An 18,126-nucleotide genomic window follows, 5' to 3' on the forward strand; every position below is an offset into this window, starting at 1 on the left:
TCATGTCTAAAATCCCCGAGCAGATGAACAACCTGCAAAATCAGACTATTCGCGTTCTTGCGAGCAAATCTGTTTTTAATCCGATGCCAGTCGAGCATGTCTTGCCAGCACAGGGCAAAACCATTGCCGAGATGCTGTGCGAGATGCGCCAACGTGGTGAGATTGATGAACTCTTAATCGATGACCAGGCACGTCCGCTCGGTGGGCTTGACGTGCAGGTCTGGCTCGGCGACTGGAATATTTCATCGGCGCAAATGCTGATCCCCGCCGAGCTGTGGTATCGTGTGCGGGTTAAGCCGGGCATGTCGCTGGCTGTGACCTTGCGGCCCGGCAAAGGCGGTGGTGGCAAGAGTCCGGTACGCATCTTACTAACCATCGTCGTGATCGCGGTTTCGATTTACACAGGTGGCGCAACTGCTGGATGGGCCGCAGGAGCAGGTTATGGCCCTGCTGCCTCTGCCGCCATTGGTGCTGCTGCCGGTGCCGCCGTCACAGCTGTTGGCAATATCCTGATCAATTCGATTGCACCACCCCCGACCGCCAATATTTCGGCGGCACGCGGTGATTTCAGCCGCAATACGGAAAGTCCCACATGGTCGCTGGATGGCGTTGCCAACGACCCCGATCCCTATGGCCCGATCCCGCAGCTTTTTGGCATCAAGCGCATCACGCCGCCGCGCGTGACGGAGTTTTTTACCGAAAATGTCGGCGATGATGTTTATGCCCGCGTCACGCTGGGCTGCGGCTATGGACCAATGCGGTTTTCCGAGCCGCGTTTTGGCACCACCCCGGTGGCGAATTTTGAAAATGTCGAGCTTGAATATCGTGAAGGCTGGATGGAGGATGCGCCATCAACCCTGTTTGCCGATCAGCCGCAGACCGACAATTATAACATTCGCATCACCAACCAGAGCCCGGTGATTGTCGAGAGCCGCGAGGCCGACGAACTGGTGATTGACTATGCCTGCACCGGGCTGGTCTATTTTGACGACAACGGTAATCGCCAGAACCGCACGGTCGAAGCCAAGATCGACATCAAGCGCCTTGATGTCGATGAGGAATATGTCTCTGCCCCCAGTTCGGCGGCCCCCACGGAAGCGAGCAGCTTTCTCACCCGTGTTTTCGTGCCCGCTGGTGAACGCTGGGCGGTTTACCGCACCGACTACCCGGTGAACGGTCCCGTTACGATCACACTTTTTTCGCGCGCAGGCTCTTATTTCGGCTCTCACCCGTTAGCGGGTTATCAGTATCAGGTCTATGTGCGTACCTACGATCCGGATCGCAATGATCTGGTGGGGGTCATATTTCCCTCAAGTTTTATCATGGTCTGGCAAAGCAGCCAGATTGCCCCCGGCGGGTCGCAGACCCATACGATCACCCCTCCCGTCGGGAAACGTCTCGAAATAGCCGTGCATCTTGGCACCTATTGGGTGACGGTGCCACGGGGCACACCTTCGAAATGGATACCGAACAATTTCCCCGCGTCTGATCCCGACTGGATGATGTATGACGATCCCGAGATCAGCTATATGACGTCGGCGCCCAACATTGAACGCATCAGCCTGTCGATGACGGCGGCCAGTGAGAATTCGGTGCGCCGGTCGGTACGGATACCACTGCCGTCGCACGGGCGGTACGCGATCCGCACAAGGCGGTTAACGGCTGATAGCGACAGCCCGCGTGTCCGCGATGATCTGTATATCACGGCGGTGAAAAACATCCTCCACAAACCGCCAATCAGCAAAAAGGGCATTGCCACCATCAGCTTTCGCGCCAAGGCGGGGGATCAGCTTCAGGGGCTGCTGGATCGTTTCAGTGTCAGGGCGTCGCGCTTGCTCCCGGTTTATGACCGCGACACACAAACATGGGACTGGAAGGAAACCAAAAACCCGGCATGGGCAGCACTCTGGTGCCTGATGGGTGAAGCGGTGGCCCAGCCTTGCGGGGTCGAAAAGATCGACCTGCCGATGTGGCTGGGCCTGGCCGATTTTTGTGCCCGCAAGCCCCCGCATAGCGATCTGCCCGATGCCATCGACCCGGAATCGGAAGACACCGCCTATTTTCGCTATTGCGGCTATTTCCGGGATCGTCGGGCGGCAACAAGGCGCGCCCAGGACATACTGTCGTCGTGTCGGGCACAACTGGTAATGATTGCCGGGAAATATTCCGTGGTGTGGGAAGACCCGGAGCCGGTGCGCGTTTCCTATCTTGGCCCGGAAAACTGCCAATCACTGACCCGCAAACGCACCTTTGTTAATTTGCCGCATGGCTTGCGGGTGCAATGGCGCGACATGGCCGAAAACGACCGTGAACTGATTGTCTATCGCGATGGCTTTGACGCCAATAACTCAACTCTGTTTGAAGTCCTTCAGCTTGAAGGCTGTGACGGCGATGACATGGCCTGGCGCGAAGGCCGTTACTGGTTTGCGGTTGCCCGGTTGCGGCAAAAAACCACCACCGCGATTGTTGGCCACGAGCATTTGCGCTTTGGTCTGGGCAGTATGGTTGGTGTCAGCCACCCGGTGCCCAAAATCGGGGTGGCCAGTGGGCGCATTAAAGCGGTTTCCCATGATGAAATGGGGAACGTGACCTCCGTAACGCTCGATCAGCCCGTACCCTTTGACGGGGAGCATGATTATTGCGTTCGCATGTGGCTGGCCAAGGGCGGCACGGCATATAGCACCGTCACGCATGAAACCGGTGAATATGTCACACTCACGCTCGATAACCCGGTCGCCCCGCGCGATTTTGCAGATCCCGAAAGTGCTCCGGTCGCGGGCAATTACTTTCAGTTCGGCATTGTCGGTTACGAACTGCGCGACATGCTGGTCAAGAATATCGCCCGGCATGATGATTTTCATGCGCTGGTCGAACTGGTGGACGCCGCCCCCGAAATCCACCTTGCCGATCAGGTCGTGATCCCTGACACCGTGCAACCACCGCAATCAGGCGACATTTCGCCCCCGGCGGCGGTGATTGACCTTTCCGTAAGCGAAAAGGTCGTGCGGCTGGGCAATGTCACCCAAAGCAGCCTGGTCGTTTCATGGCGTCCCGCCGAGGGCCGTCTGGTCTCAAGCTATCAGGTTTATTATGCTCTGAAGGATGAAAGCCCGATCTTTTACGCCCCGGTTACGACAGCCAAAATAACCATCCCGGTCGAGCTTCAGGGCAAACAATATCAGGTTTGGGTGGTGGCGGTGTCACCATCCGGCAACCGGCTGTCGATCAATGAGAGTGCCAGCGAAACCCTGTTTGTCTCGGGCCAGCTTCCCAAACCGGCAACGCCATCGAATGTGCGGCTGGCCTTTGCCAATGGCTCGGCCACGATCAGCGTCGATCCGCAAAATGATGCCGATCTGTTTGAGTTGACGATTGCCACACCGGTTTCCGCCGGGGCCTCGCTGGGCGGTAGCCTTGCCGCCTCGCAAACCGTGCAATTTGCCGGTACGACAGCGACCGTGCCAGTGCCGCTGGCAGGCACGTATCATTTCACCCTGCGCGCGGTGAATTTTCAGGGCACTGCATCGGATGCCATTGATCGCAGCCTGACGCAAAACCGTGCCTGGGCACGCAATGCGGTGGCCAGCTTCCCGGTTTCAACCGACGGCGGAGCCTTCACCGGCTCGATTGGCCGTACCGATAGCAACCAAATCCGCCGCCCGTCGATTGTTGGCACCGCCTGGTCAATCCCGGATGGCTCCAACGACATCGAGGTCTTTAACGGCATGTGGGATTTAAAGGAAGTTTCCCCTTCTGATCTCGCCAGTCTGCCCCCGGCATGGTTTGTCGGCCCGCGCCTGACGGAAGCCGCCGAATGGCAATCCGACATTATCGATTTCGGCGAGGATTTGACGGGCGTCTGGTGGTCTGATCAAAAAGCGGAGATCGTTGATTTTAGCGGGGTCATCAACTGGGCCGACGTACCGCCCGCCGTCCTGGCCACCCGCAGCCCGTCCGTGCTCAAACCTGACAACGCCACCATTGGTGTGGTGCTGGAACTGGGCATGGAGCCGGATTTAAGCGATGCCCGGCCCGTCATCGGTCATTTTGAAGGCACGGCGCGCTATGGCCACATTCGGGTCTCAACCCGCTCTCAAAGCTGGGTGGTCGAGGCCTATGCCTCTGACATGACCATCCATTGTGATGCACCCGACGAGGTTGATGCAGGCAGCGGTATCATCGCCCTCGATGACATGCCCCAGGACGTCAGTTTTGCCCGCAAATTCGCCGTCGTGCCCACCGTTGTGGTGGTGGCCGAAGAAGACGGCACGGCAAAACTGATCAGTAATTCAGTCACCAAAACAGGTTTTCAGGTCAGCGGTGTAACCGGCACCCGCTTTACCTGGCATGCGCAAGGAGTGGTTTAACAATGGCATTTGATCCCAACCTACCGAACACGCAGCAGCAGGATCTCGAGAGTGTCCTTGGCGCTATTCGGGGCAATGAAAACAATCTGAATGACCGCATCAAGGCACAGGAAGACCTGTCGCTGGCCACGACCAAAAACGAGGTCACGGCCGCACGCGGATCGCGCGCGACCCTGAATGAGCGCCTGAATGTCGCGCTTGATGCGCAAGGCAATGTCAAATTTGACAGCCTGAAAAACATGACATGGATCGCCTCGGGTGACGTGCCGACTTACGTCAACGCCCAGAGCTTCACCGTACCGGGCGATCAGACGACCAAATACCTGTCGGGCCTTGTCCTGCGCCTGATGCACGGCACCACCCAAATCCATAGCGTGGTGTCGGTGGCGTCCTACGTGGCCGGGACCGATAAAACCACGGTCAGCCTTCAGCAAACATTGCTGACACCGGCCCTGTCCTCAATCCTGATCGGTTTAGCGTCACTTGGGGAGGTGCTTTATGAGGAAGCATTGCTCAAAGCCATTCCGACCGAACCGGCATGGCGGAGCGAAACGCCTCCCTGCCTGTTTGATCTGGCTGTTCCGGGACAACCGCTGGACGCGCCTTTTGAATTTTCGCGGCCCGGTAAAGGCATTGGATTCAATGCACGCGGCCAATACACAATGGTCGAAAATGGCACGCAGCGTGATTGGTTCGACCCGGAAACCCAAGAGTATAAGGGGAAATTGACCTTACCGGCTTACCGCAGTTCATGCGCGAACTGGAACGCTACCCCGACAGATTTAACCGGCATTCAAGGGCCTTATGGTGATGCAAACGCCATTGTGAGTGTTCAGGATGATGCCGAAGAACTGGGCAAAATTCACATTCTGAAACAGTTGCTGCGCGAAGGCACCTTAAACGGGAATGTTTTCAAGGTGGATAACAGCTTGGGAAGCTCGTCTGTTTTCGTGTTGGTTGATGGGAACACGGGTTCCCCCGGCGCAGTAACGACAATCTCCGCATGGTGCCGTACCACCAATGGCGGCAGAGTTGATATGGCCGGTGGTTTTGGCGCTCAAAACTTCACAAACACTGGGTACGAACGTATTCACAAAACTGTGGATTTGCCTGACAATAAATCAGGTAAGTGCGCAATTATCGCGGAGGCGGGATCGACTGTTTGGTTCATCCTTAATCAGTGCGAAGTCAGTGCGGCTCCGTCATTTGTCCCTGTTATTACGCAGGGCGCGGCTGCTGTAACCACTGCGGATGTTTTGACCATAGGCCCTGTCGAAAGCACTATCGTATTTGACCAGGATTTCACTGCATCGATTAATGGCGTTTTTCCTGTAAACGACTGTGTAATTTCCCAAGATGAGACGCGCGGGCTGGTTGTTTTCAGTCCTACGACCGGGGCAGTCATCGCGGGTATCGACGTGCCTGCTTCATGGCAGGGCAAGCGTTTTCGTCTGCTATTTAATGCAGATAATGGCTATTCCCGATCATTTCATTTCATCGGTGCGGGTGGCGTCAAATTGGGACACAGGCAAATCAATCCCGGTTATGCAGGTGACATCACCATTCCATACGGCACGCTTGAACTGCATCTGCGTGCTGACAGCGTGGCGTCAAATACCGATATTCATTGGGCAGACCTAAAGTTGACCGAGCTGATCCCTTTTGAAGGATGGGATAGCAACGCGAAGGGCCATACATTTTTAATCGACGCGTTCAGTCCGCTTGGAACTGACAGTGCGACCAATCTAATGCAGGTCTACGACGACACAAACACAAACACGATTGAAATATACGAGTTTCGACACGGGGACGTCAAAGATATCCGGTCGAGCTACCGCGTCGGTACAGACCGTCTTTTTTGTGACACGACCGCTGATGCCAGCGATGAACTGACAGTATTGCGCACCGAACATGAAACACTTTCGGTAAAAAGTGCGAGCTCACCTTTGCAAACTACTTCCGCTGAAAATAGATATCCGCCAGGTCTATGTCGGATTTTATTCGGCAAGCTGTGGTGGGGGCCGCAGAGCGAACTCACCATCAAAAGGTTCGCGGTATACAATCTTCCCCTTTCTGACAGTGACCTAAACGCAATGGTGACGAAATGATTTCTCCACTGAACCTTGACCTGTGCCTTATTGCCGCAAGCGAGGCCGCAATGATTGCCGCCCTGTCCACCACCGTAACCAATGAACAGACCGGCGAAACCCAATCAGACAGCCTGTTTCACGACGGGCAGAACTGGATCGCCGCCACCCACGAATGGCAGTTGGTGCCGATTGGCCGGTTGCAAATCACCCAGCCGGAAATGGATGAAGCCGGGAACATCGTGACACCCGCGCAAATCGATAATCGCTTTCACATGAATGTGCTCTGCAATGACCGCATTCACGCGATTATCACCGCCTTTGATCAGGCGCATTTCGATGCGACCGGCGAACACCTGTTGATTACCCCTAACAACCAGCTTGTGAGGTGGGCGTGAAAATGAAACACGATCTCCGACAGACGCTTGAGCTGTGCTTTAAAAAATTCGCGACAAAAGCACAGGGGACAAAGGCAGATGGTGCGGTTCAGTCTGAACCGGGTCAGGTTCTGGCGACAGTCAATGACACTGCGCCAACCTCTCCCGGTACATGGGAGTTGATCGGCACCACCACGGTAACTGCGGCAGACACTACCGAAACCACCGTCTATCACTGGAAACGCACGGCGTAGGGGGGAGAAATGACAGACAAAGCGTTTGGCCGCTGTTTTGCCCCGTATGCCCTGCTTTGCGGCCTGATGGCCGGGCTGCTTGCCCTTGCGGGCTGCGACCCGGAACTGCCACCACCCGGCGGACGGCCTATCACATCGGGCAGCCACGCGCCGCTGCATGGCGCGACCGAGTTTTGCGCCCGCAACCCGGAGGCCGATCAATGCAGCTAAAACTCACCCGACCGCTATGGGGCATTATTAAAGATGTTCACTGGCAGGCCCGCACCGGCTTTGACTACCGCGCGGACATCGACAAGTACCACAAGCAGGAATATTGGAGCATTCCCGATAACAAACGACCTGAAGGGGATTGCGAGGATTTCGCCCTGTGGTGCTCGCAAAACCTGATCAAAAAAGGGATCGCCTGGCAACACCAGGCGGTGGCGTACTGCCAAACCGAAACCGGCACCGGCCACCTTGTTCTCATGATCAACACGGATCGCGGGGTTTATGTGCTTGATAACCGCCAGGACAGCGTTATGGGCTATGCCGACCTCGCCAGCACCTATCACTTCATCGCCCAAAGCCAGTGGGGCAAGTCGATGGATCAGGCGTGGGTGAGGATTGAGGATAAAATTACCCCTGTCTAAAAAGGCGGGGGTCAGGGTGTTGACGCACCCTGAACCGGGAGGGTCAAGCTCCCACGACAAAAATCGCCCCGCCCACCGTTGCAACGGCGCGGCCAGATTAAAGCCTGTAAAACCAATGTCTACACAAACAGTTAAACCCGTGCTTCCGGTTGCCCCCTATCTTGGGGGCAAACGCAACCTCGCCAAGCGTTTGGTGGCAATGATCGATCAGATCGATCACACCACGTATGCAGAGCCTTTTGTGGGTATGGGCGGCGTATTTTTGCGCCGAATCCGGCAACCAAAGGCTGAAGTCATCAATGACATAAACCGCGAACTGGCCACCTTTTATCGCATCCTCCAGCGCCACTACGTGCCGTTTATGGAGATGATGCGCTTTCAGATTACGACCAGGGCGGAGTTTGAACGCCTAGTCAAAACCGATCCGACCACATTAACCGACCTCGAACGCGCCGCCCGTTTCCTTTATCTTCAGCGCACAGCGTTTGGTGGCAAGGTTTCGGGCCGCAATTTCGGGGTGTCGGTCGAACGACCGGGACGGTTCGACATCACCAAGCTGGGGCCAATGCTCGATGATCTGCATTCGCGCTTGTCGGGTGTGGTGATTGAATGTTTGCCTTATGGTGATTTCATCACGCGCTACGACCGTGCAGAGACGCTGTTTTATCTCGACCCGCCCTATTTCGGGGGCGAGAACGATTACGGGAAAAACGTCTTTGAACGGGCTGATTTTGAGAGACTGTCAGAGCTTCTAAGAGGCCTCTCGGGGCGCTTTATTCTGTCTCTTAACGACGTGCCAGAGATCCGTGAAATCTTTGCCGGGTTCTCAATTGAGGCCACCGAGGTCAATTATTCAATTGCCAGACGGGCTGAAAGCCGTCGTGCGTTTGGTGAGCTGATCATTTCCAACATCTGACACAAAAAAGCCGGGGCGATGATGCCCCGGCGGTTCTTTTGCATTGTAAATCGGGTTATTTGCCTTTGGCCGTGCTCTGCGCCCCTGCTTCATAGGCGCGGCGCAAGGCGGCTTTTAAGCCCCATACAGCAACATCATGAAAATCTTTGCTGTCATGCCCTTTGGTTTCGAGCGTGTTGATAAACAACTCGTCGCGGGCGATCTGTTCAAAAAGCTGGTTCAAATCATTCATCTTTATGCTCCTGGTCGCTGGTCTTTATCATTTGCGGTAATGACAGTACCGCTCCGTTCGCGATGGATTGCCAGTCCAAAGAGAGCAAAGATTTTGCGAAGTTGGCTTATCCTATGAATGAGTGGATAAGCGACGAAAAAGCCGGGGCAATGCCCCGGCCAGGCTCAAAGAAACGGGTTTATTTTGGCTGTCTGTGCAGGGCGAGAACCGTGCCATGAATGCTTTGGGCGGCGCTGATCAGCCCTTCAAAATCCGCCAGCGCCCCGACCGCGCCGTTTTGGTTGTCGTTTTTGATCGCGCTTTCGGCCTCCGCCGCTGCGGCAGCGAGCTGTGCGAGTATGTCATTCATTGCGCTGATATTGGCGGCGATTGCGGTTTTGTATGAAGCAGTCATCTTTCTGTCCTTGGCTGGGTTGCGTTAAGGACAGTACCGCTCTCTTCGCGCACGATTGCCAGTCGAAAGAGAGCAACAATTTTGCGAAGTGCGGCTGGCTAAAAAATCAGGTAAAAAAGAGAGCACAGCAGTGGAAACCGCTATGCTCCAATTTTAAACGGCGAACGCTCCAAATCCAAATGGCGCGCTACAACGGGGTGGGTCAGGGGAACCCACCCCGTTTGGGGACAGATGGTCTTGGGGAGACCGACCGAACACGGAAAAGACCGTGGGGGATGTGAATACCATCAGGGGGATGGTGGTATTCCGGTCCCGGTGGTTGGTGAGGGAGGGCACCGCACCGGTACATCGCGTTCGGTAAGGATCAATATGCCCCGTGAATACGGCAAGAAAACCGGGTGCTTTGGGCCATTTCATGCCGTTTTGGGGCAATTTTGTGCCGCAAACAGCATTTGCCCGCGCGCAACTATTCCCATGGATAAAGCCCTATCAACTCTGCGCGATTCTTGAGGATACCAACGCCTTTGAAGGCACCCAGAATCGCCCAAACGGGCTGATCACGAATCATACCGGAATTTACATGCCCATCCGCTGCCTGGAAGCATCACTACGCCCCGTATCCACCCGATCACCACAGATACCATTTTCATCCATCATCAGGTGATGGCAAAGCAGCTCTTTGCATTGGTTGTCCTGCCCCGCACACACAAAAAAGAAAAGCGAAGCAGGTTGGGGTTCCTGCTTCGCCATTTCTTGGGGACAGATGGTCTTGGGGAGACCATGCGAACGCGGAATTTGTGACCCTGGGAGCGATGGCTTTCTTGGGGGACTTGCCATCGGGTCGCCGGCAATGGTGAGGGAGGCACCAAGCCGAATGTCATCGCGTCCGACAAGTAGGAATATGCCCCGCGATTGCGGCAGGAAACACGGCCAGTCAGGGCCATTTCGTGTCAATTTAAGTCAGAATTGTGTCAAACCCACCTGCCCGGCACGTATTTGCTTCAAGCATTAAAAAAAACGAGACAGGTCGGGGGAACCTGGCTCGCTTTTTTTGGGGACAGATGGTCTTGGGGAGACCAGTCGAACCTGGGAGCACATAGCCTGTGGGGTGCAGAGCGTTGTTGGGGACAACGATATCAGGCTTGGCGATTAACGAGGGAGGGGCGCATCGCCATCTGGTGCTGTGTTCGACAGTTATAACTATGGCGAATGATTACGGCACGAAAACCAGCCACTTAAGGCATTTTCGGGGCAAATTATGGCAGTATGAACAAAATTGTTTTCGGTATGAATCCCCCTGCTTTGCCCAACATCACCGAAAAAAAAGAGGGCGGGGAATGCCCGCCCCCATTTTGGGGTCTAACGGTCTTGGGGAGACCTGTCAGCTTTCGGCATATATTGGCTCTCGCACGGGGGGACGAAGAGAGCGAGCCGGAGACGATTGAGGGGGGACAGAATGTTCCGACTGTGTGCCGCTGACAGGATTGAACCTGACAGATGAATAAGGCTGGAAAACAGGCCGGTTGTGGCAATTTCAGGGCAAATTGCGTCGCCAATATGGCGAAATGCTTATTAAGCTAAAAATGGAACTACCTAACTAATTGTACTATCATAGCATATCAAAACAGGCATTCAATTATCTATTGCTGCCCTGCCCGTTTACCGCCCATTGGTCGTAACGGTGCCAGGCAGGATAATACAAAATAGCCTGATCCATATTTTGCCAGATACCCGATAAAATCATCCGCCACCGCTAACTTATGGCAGACCGCATATTTGGAATTTGGGCATCTGACACCGGCATGACTTTGAAATCACCTGATGCGTCCTCGCAAAAAGGAGAAAACCGTGCCTCCCTCATCCGCTATTTCCCAAACCGGTTCCGCAACTTCCCAATCTGGCCTGTCAGGCCATTCTACGCAGCCACCGCGCTGTGCAGCACTTGTTGGCCCCTATTCATCGGGCAAAAGCAGCCTGCTTGAAAGCCTGCTGGCCTTTTCTGGCACCCTGCACCGAAAAGGATCCATCCGCGAGGGCACGACCATCGCCGATAGCAATGCCGAAGCCCGCAGCCGACAAATGAGCATTGAGCCGACGATTGCCAGAACCACCTATCTTGACGAAGAATGGCATTTCATTGATTGCCCCGGTTCGGTCGATTTCGCGCAGGACAGCCGCGACGCCGTGATGGTGTGTGACGTTGCCATTGTCGTTGTCGAAGCAGACAGTGAAAAAATGGTCACGGCCGCACCGATCCTGCAATTTCTGGATCACAACCGTATTCCGCATCTGGTTTTCATCAACAAAACCGATAATTCAGGCTGCCGTATCCGCAACAGCCTTGCCGCCCTGCAGGAACTGACAAGCCGCCCGCTGGTTTTGCGCGAAATCCCCCTGCGTGACAAAGGCGAAAACGAAGCCATTACCGGCTTTGTCGATCTGGTATCCGAGCGGGCCTATGAATATTGCGAAGATGGCAGCCCGTCGCGCCTGATCGCCCTGCCCACCCAAAACCGGACTGACGAAACCAGCGCCCGCGACACCCTGCTTGAACAGCTTGCCGATTTTGACGACAGCCTGCTTGAACAAATCCTCGATGACCACACTCCGGCAAATAACGATATTTACGCAAGCCTTGGCCGCGATCTTGCCGATGATCTGATCGTGCCGGTCTTTTTTGGTTCTGGCGAACATGATCATGGCATTCGCCGCCTGTTCAAAGCACTGCGCCACGAGGCCCCGGGGCCGGAAGTTGCTGCCTACCGCCTGGGCATTGACCCGTCATCAGGCAATTGCGCCACCCAGATTTTCAAAACATTTCACCTGCCCCACGAGGGCCGGTTTTGCATTGGCCGTGTTCTGGCCGGTACATTGCGCCAGGGCGATGCATTGGGGCAGGACCACGCAACGGGCCTTTGCACCCTGTTTGGCAACCGTCATGATAAAATCGACCAGGCGCAAACAGGCTGTGTCATTGGCCTGCCACGCATGAACCATGCCCGCACCGGTATGCTTCTGGGCGCACAGGGGCAATCATCGCTGGACCTATGGCCAGCCCCGTTACCCCCGCTTTATCAATTGGCACTGGTGGTCAACAAACCGGGCGATGATGTCAAACTCAACGAAGCCCTGCGCCACTTATGCGAACAGGACCGATCCCTTTCCGTTATGCATCATGACCAAAGCGGCCAACTGGTTTTGCAGGGCCAGGGCGATATCCACCTGCAACTGGTATTGGCCCAGCTTGCCGAACGCTATCATCTTGATATCGGCACAATGGCGGTTGCCACCGGTTTTCAGGAAACCATCCGCACCGCGTTCGAGGCCCATGGCCGCTATAAAAAACAAAGTGGCGGCCACGGCCAGTTTGGCGATGTCAAATTAACTGCCCGCCCGCTTGCCCGCGGTAGCGGGTTTGAATTTGTCGATGCCATAGTGGGCGGTGCTATCCCCCGGCAATATATTGGCGCGGTTCAAAAAGGCATCGTCGATGCCCTGCGCACCGGCCCGCTGGGTTTTCCTGTTATTGATTTGCAGGTCACCCTGACCGATGGCGCCTTTCACGCCGTTGACAGTTCCGACCAGGCCTTTCAAATGGCCGGGCGCCTTGCAATTGCCGACGGGCTGAAAAATGCGGGCACAACCCTTTTGGAACCGGTTGATAGCGTAACCTTTATTGTGCCGGTCAGTTGCACATCCAGGGCACAACGCCTGATCAGTTCACGCCGTGGTCAGATCCTGGGTTTCAATGCCCGTGAAGGCTGGCCGGGATGGGATGAAATCCAGGCGAACATGCCCGGCAGCGAAACCCGCGACATGATCCTGGAATTACGTTCCATTACACTGGGCACCGGGTTTTTCACCCGCGAATTTTCCCATATGCAGGAAATTTCAGGCAAGGCCGCCGATGCCGCCCTGAAACGCGAAGCATGAAACGCGGCTTTGCCGCCCAGTAATAGATTTGATCTATCTTCAAACATTAAAGTACTGATTGGCATTATCTTTTGTCGTGCAACATAATGTCGTCATCACACAGAAACATGTGGCGCAAGCCCGAACGAAAGCCAGGAGAACATCATGCAGATTGATATTGGTATTAACGAACAGAACCGTACCGAAATTGCATCGGGTCTTGGCCGGGTGCTGGCGGATTCCTATGCCCTGTATCTGAAAACACACAATTTCCACTGGAACGTGACGGGGCCGATGTTCCAGACCCTGCACACCATGTTTGAACAGCAATATACCGAACTTGCCACCGCTGTTGACGAACTGGCCGAACGTATCCGTTCCCTTGGCGCCTATGCACCGGGCAGCTTTTCCGCCTATTCCGAGCTTAGCTCGATCACCGAGGAAAAAGGTGTTCCCGCCGCCAAGGAAATGATCAAGCAGCTGGTTGAAGGCCACGAAACCGTGATCAAAACCGCCCGCGCACTTTATCCGCTATGTGATGAAGCCGACGATGATGCCACGGCCGACCTTCTGACCCAGCGCATCCAGACCCATGAAAAAACCGCCTGGATGCTGCGTTCGCTTCTTGAAGGCTAAGCAAACCTGCAATTCACACCCTGATATTGGCTTTAACAGGCCGAATGAACGGTCCCGCCAGATGGCGGGGCCGTTTTTTATTCATCCCATCTGGGACATTTTACGTATCAGGTAGAGCAGGCTCCGACCAAAACCTCACCCGCCCCTCACCGAGGCGTGACTTGCCCAAATCGCTTTTTGGCGGAATTCTAGAAAGCAACGGCGTACGCCAATTGTAGTGAACAGGAGAAGACCAATGCTGATCAAACGCAAGCGCGGCTGGGAATTGCCAGAAAGCGCGGTGACGCCGGAAGCGATTTATCGCAATCGCCGCAATTTCATCAAGGGCATTGCGGCAGGCACCCTTGGCGCGGCAGCAACGGCCCTTCCTGTTGGCCGTGCCTTTGCCCAGGCCGCCATGCCCGATGGTGACCTTTACCCTGCCAAACGCAACGATGCCTATAAGGTTGACCGCGACATAACCCCCAAGGCCAAGGCAACCGGCTATAACAATTTCTATGAATTTGGCTCGCACAAATTCATTGCCGAGGCCGCACAGGCCCTCAAGACATCGCCCTGGACGGTCAAAATTGATGGCATGGTTGAAAAACCAATGGAAATCGATTTCGAAGACCTCGTGCGCAAAATGCCGCTGGAAGAACGTGTCTATCGTTTCCGCTGCGTTGAGGCCTGGGCCATGACCGTGCCCTGGACCGGTTTCCCGCTGAAGGCACTGGTTGATTTTGCCAAACCGATGTCAGGCGCAAAATATATCGAAATGGAAACCGCCTCGCAGGAAGATACCATGCCGGGCCTTAAACAGTTCTGGTATCCGTGGCCCTATGTCGAAGGCCTGACGATGGCCGAGGCCACCAATGAACTGACCATGATCGCCACCGGCCTTTATGGCGAACCCATTCCCAAACAGAACGGCGCGCCGCTGCGTTTGGTAACACCCTGGAAATACGGCTTTAAAAACATCAAATCGATTGTGCGCTTTACCTTCACCGACAAACGCCCGGTCGGTTACTGGGAACGCATCGCCGACAACGAATATGGTTTCTGGGCCAATGTGAACCCCAAGGTTCCCCATCCGCGCTGGAGCCAGGCGCAGGAACGCCTGCTGTCCAATGGCGAGGAAGTCCCGACCCAGCTTTATAACGGTTATGCCGATTATGTTGCCGATATCTATAAAGGCATGGATGACGAAAAACTGTTCATGTAATCGCCATTTCGCGTTTTAAACGCATGGCTGCTTTGTAAGGGTCGGCTTTGTGCCGGCCCTTCGTTCTGGTTTATGTTGCGCGCAATCCCCACAACCGGAACGGAGGGTTCCTTCATGCCCGACGCATCACTGGCAAATCTTTTTGCCGCACTTCCCGACGCCAAAAACAGCGAAATCTTTGACGAAATCCTGCGCTCGCCCTGCCTGCGCATCGAACGGATCGTTTCACACGGCCAATCCTCGCCCGCAACCGGCTGGTATGACCAACAACCTGCCGAATGGGTCATTTTACTCAGCGGCAGTGCCGAAATCCTGTTTGAAGGCGAACCAAAGGGCCATGTCCTGAAACCGGGTGACCACCTTTATATCCCGCCGGGATGCCGGCATCGCGTGGTCTGGACGGAAAAAGACACCGACACCGTCTGGCTGGCTGTTTTCTTTGACGGGCGCGGCGTGCATTACAACGCTGCCTGATCCCGATCCGGCAATTTCGCCGCTCAGTCACAAAAAGGGCCGCACCCTCAAACAGGCGCAGCCCTTTTTAAATACCAAGCATCACGCCGGCCTTAAACCGGCGGTACACTTTACGGCCCCTTGCGACGACGGCCCTTATATTTCGGCTTGTTTGCCGATTTGGAACCCGGCCCCGCCGCACCATCCTTTAACGAAATGTCGCGTGCCATCGGCCCGGCTTCTGCAAGGCCCAGTTCCTGGTTTTCAAGGCGTTTCACCTCGTCACGCAGGCGGGCGGCTTCTTCAAATTCAAGGTCGGCTGCCGCCGCACGCATGCGTTTTTCAAGTTCATCGATATGGGCCCGCAAATTGTGCCCGATCATCACATCGCCCGAAACGCCGGTATCGACGGTGACATAATCCTGCTCGGCGACACTTTCGATCACATCATGGATACGGCTGCGGATCGATGCCGGGGTAATGCCGTGCTCCTCGTTATAGGCAATCTGCTTTTCGCGGCGGCGGTTGGTTTCGCCAATCGCATAATCCAGGCTGTCGGTCATTTTATCGGCATATAAAATAACCCGGCCTTCAAGGTTACGCGCGGCACGGCCAATCGTCTGTACCAGCGATGTTTTGGACCGCAAAAAACCTTCCTTGTCCGCATCCAAAATTGCCACCAGCGCACATTCGGGGATATCCAGCCCCTCACGCAACAGGTTGATGCCAACCAGGACATCAAACACGCCCAGTCGCAAATCACGGATGATCTCGATACGCTCCAGCGTATCAATATCGGAATGCAGGTAACGCACCCGCACGCCATTTTCGTGCAGATATTCGGTCAAATCCTCGGCCATGCGCTTGGTCAGGGTGGTTACCAGCACGCGCTGGCTTTTCTGGGCGCAATCCTTGGCTTCGGCCAGCAGATCATCCACCTGGGTTTCAACCGGGCGAATGATGCAAACCGGGTCAATCAGGCCGGTGGGGCGAATAACCTGTTCGGCAAAAACGCCGCCCGTCTGGTTAATTTCCCATGGCCCCGGTGTTGCCGAAACAAACACGCTTTGCGGGCGCATGGCATCCCATTCTTCAAATTTCAGCGGCCGGTTATCCACGCAGCTTGGCAGGCGGAAGCCATGTTCGGCCAATGTAAATTTGCGATTATAGTCGCCCTTGAACATGCCGCCGATCTGCGGCACGGCAACGTGGCTTTCATCGACAAATAACAGCGCGTTTTCGGGCAGATATTCAAACAGGGTGGGTGGCGGTTCGCCGGGGTTACGGCCCGAAAGCCAGCGGGAATAGTTTTCAATCCCCTTGCAGTGGCCCACCGTTTCCATCATTTCCAGATCAAACGTGGTGCGCTGCTCAATCCGTTCGGCTGCCAGCAATTTGCCTTCATTCTGAAATTGCGCCAGCCGGTCCTTCAATTCCTGCTTAATGCCATGCATCGCCTGCACCAGGGTCGGGCGCGGCGTCACATGGTGCGAATTTGCATAAACCGTGACGGAATCCATGCTGGCATATTTATGCCCCGTCAGGGGGTCAAATTCGGTCAGTTCCTCGATCTCGTCGCCAAACATCGAAATCCGCCAGCCGCGATCTTCCGAGTGGGCCGGGAAAATTTCCAGAACGTCGCCTCGCACCCGGAATGTGCCGCGCGTAAAGGCCGCGTCATTGCGGGTATATTGCAATTCGACCAGGCGCTTCATGATGTCGTTGCGGTCAACTTCGTCCCCTACCGAAATGCGCTGCGTCATTTCCAAATAGGTTTCAACCGCACCAATACCGTAAATGCAGGAAACGGATGCCACGATGATACAGTCGTTACGCTCCAGAATGGCGCGGGTGGCGGCGTGGCGCATCCGGTCGATCTGTTCGTTAATCGAACTGTCTTTTTCAATATAGGTATCGGTGCGCGGCACATAGGCTTCGGGCTGGTAATAGTCGTAATAGGAAACGAAATATTCCACCGCATTTTCCGGGAAGAAACTTTTCATCTCGGAATAAAGCTGTGCGGCCAGCGTTTTGTTCGGGGCCAGCACAAGGGCCGGACGCTGGGTTTTGGCAATGATATTGGCAATGGTGAATGTCTTGCCCGAACCGGTCACACCCAGCAGAACCTGGTCGCGCTCGCCCTGTCCGATGCCGTCATAAAGCTCGGAAATTGCCTGTGGCTGGTCGCCCGACGGTTCATATTCCGTCACCAGTTTAAACGCGCGCGATCCTTCGACCGGCGGGCGGCGTTTGGTCAAAAATTCCGGGAGTGCATTCATCAAAAACCTGCCTTCGTTTCTGTCCCTAGTTATAAGCCGGAATAAACACTTCGCAAGCCCCGCCCCTGACACATCCCGTCAGGAACTGTCAGCAGAACGGCAGGAGGAACATTTCGTCGCCAAAGGACTCGCCCACACTTTGTTTCGCTAGCGGCAAACAGGTAAAAGCGGATGCGCGTGAACCCGCCAAAAATGGCACAAAACCCGTTTAAAACCGGAACCAACTGCGGGTTAATGCGTTGAAATACCCATTGTAACCCTGTGTCTTGCGACATTTTACATTTACGCATGGCGGCATCACCGCAAAGAACGCGCAAAAGCGCCAATTGGCCTTGAATTGAAATTGTGGCGGGCGTAGGGTCCGAACCGGAAGAACAAGAGTCTTT

The 18,126-nt window shown here is 55.2% G+C and carries 14 protein-coding genes; 11 read left to right on the forward strand and 3 right to left on the reverse strand.

All coding sequences use genetic code 11. The features are described 5' to 3' along the window. Positions 1 to 2: 2 nt before the first annotated feature. The 7 genes from gpJ to CSC3H3_RS15400 all read left to right on the forward strand — a co-directional run bounded on the left by gpJ (position 3) and on the right by CSC3H3_RS15400 (position 8,630). Positions 3 to 4,367, forward strand: coding sequence for a TipJ family phage tail tip protein (gene gpJ / locus CSC3H3_RS15380; protein WP_101285412.1), 4,365 nt, complete (start codon positions 3 to 5; stop codon positions 4,365 to 4,367). A gap of 2 nt (positions 4,368 to 4,369) precedes the next feature. Then, positions 4,370 to 6,475, forward strand: a complete 2,106-nt coding sequence (locus tag CSC3H3_RS15385) for a hypothetical protein (RefSeq protein WP_101285413.1) — start codon at positions 4,370 to 4,372, stop codon at positions 6,473 to 6,475. Beyond that, the gene (locus tag CSC3H3_RS15390; RefSeq protein WP_101285414.1) at positions 6,472 to 6,852 is read left to right on the forward strand and encodes a hypothetical protein; all 381 of its coding nucleotides are present in this window, start codon (positions 6,472 to 6,474) and stop codon (positions 6,850 to 6,852) included. Before CSC3H3_RS15385 ends, CSC3H3_RS15390 begins: the two co-directional genes overlap by 4 nt. 2 nt (positions 6,853 to 6,854) lie before the next feature. Further along, the gene (locus tag CSC3H3_RS24440; protein WP_157831921.1) at positions 6,855 to 7,085 is read left to right on the forward strand and encodes a hypothetical protein; all 231 of its coding nucleotides are present in this window, start codon (positions 6,855 to 6,857) and stop codon (positions 7,083 to 7,085) included. A 9-nt stretch (positions 7,086 to 7,094) separates the two neighbouring features. Further along, complete coding sequence (locus CSC3H3_RS24445; RefSeq protein ID WP_157831922.1) at positions 7,095 to 7,295, forward strand: hypothetical protein; 201 nt, start codon at positions 7,095 to 7,097, stop codon at positions 7,293 to 7,295. After that, positions 7,286 to 7,714, forward strand: a complete 429-nt coding sequence (locus tag CSC3H3_RS24450; RefSeq protein ID WP_157831923.1) for a transglutaminase-like cysteine peptidase — start codon at positions 7,286 to 7,288, stop codon at positions 7,712 to 7,714. The genes CSC3H3_RS24445 and CSC3H3_RS24450 overlap by 10 nt, the downstream gene beginning before the upstream one ends. Before the next feature lie 115 nt (positions 7,715 to 7,829). After that, complete coding sequence (locus CSC3H3_RS15400) at positions 7,830 to 8,630, forward strand: DNA adenine methylase (protein WP_101285416.1); 801 nt, start codon at positions 7,830 to 7,832, stop codon at positions 8,628 to 8,630. Positions 8,631 to 8,685: 55 nt separating this feature from the next. Here the strand turns inward: CSC3H3_RS15400 and CSC3H3_RS24790 are convergent, their stop codons facing one another. Continuing rightward, the gene (locus CSC3H3_RS24790) at positions 8,686 to 8,862 is read right to left on the reverse strand and encodes a DUF6900 domain-containing protein (protein ID WP_172963435.1); all 177 of its coding nucleotides are present in this window, start codon (positions 8,860 to 8,862) and stop codon (positions 8,686 to 8,688) included. A gap of 178 nt (positions 8,863 to 9,040) precedes the next feature. Continuing rightward, positions 9,041 to 9,256, reverse strand: coding sequence for a hypothetical protein (locus tag CSC3H3_RS15405; protein ID WP_101285417.1), 216 nt, complete (start codon positions 9,254 to 9,256; stop codon positions 9,041 to 9,043). A 1,848-nt stretch (positions 9,257 to 11,104) separates the two neighbouring features. Here CSC3H3_RS15405 and CSC3H3_RS15410 point away from each other — a divergent pair. The 4 genes from CSC3H3_RS15410 (at position 11,105) to CSC3H3_RS15425 (ending at position 15,482) form a co-directional block, all read left to right on the forward strand. Continuing rightward, a complete protein-coding gene (locus CSC3H3_RS15410) occupies positions 11,105 to 13,189 on the forward strand; it encodes an elongation factor G (RefSeq protein ID WP_245881138.1) in 2,085 nt (694 codons plus the stop codon). A 144-nt stretch (positions 13,190 to 13,333) separates the two neighbouring features. Continuing rightward, positions 13,334 to 13,804, forward strand: coding sequence for a Dps family protein (locus CSC3H3_RS15415; protein WP_101285419.1), 471 nt, complete (start codon positions 13,334 to 13,336; stop codon positions 13,802 to 13,804). 235 nt (positions 13,805 to 14,039) lie between these two features. Next, positions 14,040 to 15,008 carry a protein-methionine-sulfoxide reductase catalytic subunit MsrP gene (gene msrP, locus CSC3H3_RS15420; RefSeq protein ID WP_101264934.1) on the forward strand — a complete coding sequence of 323 codons (969 nt, stop codon included), beginning with the start codon at positions 14,040 to 14,042 and terminating at the stop codon, positions 15,006 to 15,008. A gap of 114 nt (positions 15,009 to 15,122) precedes the next feature. Further along, positions 15,123 to 15,482, forward strand: coding sequence for a cupin domain-containing protein (locus CSC3H3_RS15425; RefSeq protein ID WP_101285420.1), 360 nt, complete (start codon positions 15,123 to 15,125; stop codon positions 15,480 to 15,482). A gap of 110 nt (positions 15,483 to 15,592) precedes the next feature. Here CSC3H3_RS15425 and uvrB read toward each other — a convergent pair whose 3' ends face one another. Then, entirely contained in the window at positions 15,593 to 17,740 is a 2,148-nt protein-coding gene (uvrB, locus tag CSC3H3_RS15430; RefSeq protein ID WP_101264936.1) for an excinuclease ABC subunit UvrB, read from the reverse strand. Positions 17,741 to 18,126: the final 386 nt, after the last annotated feature.

This window comes from Thalassospira marina (genome assembly GCF_002844375.1).
Classification (GTDB): Bacteria; Pseudomonadota; Alphaproteobacteria; order Rhodospirillales; family Thalassospiraceae; genus Thalassospira; species Thalassospira marina.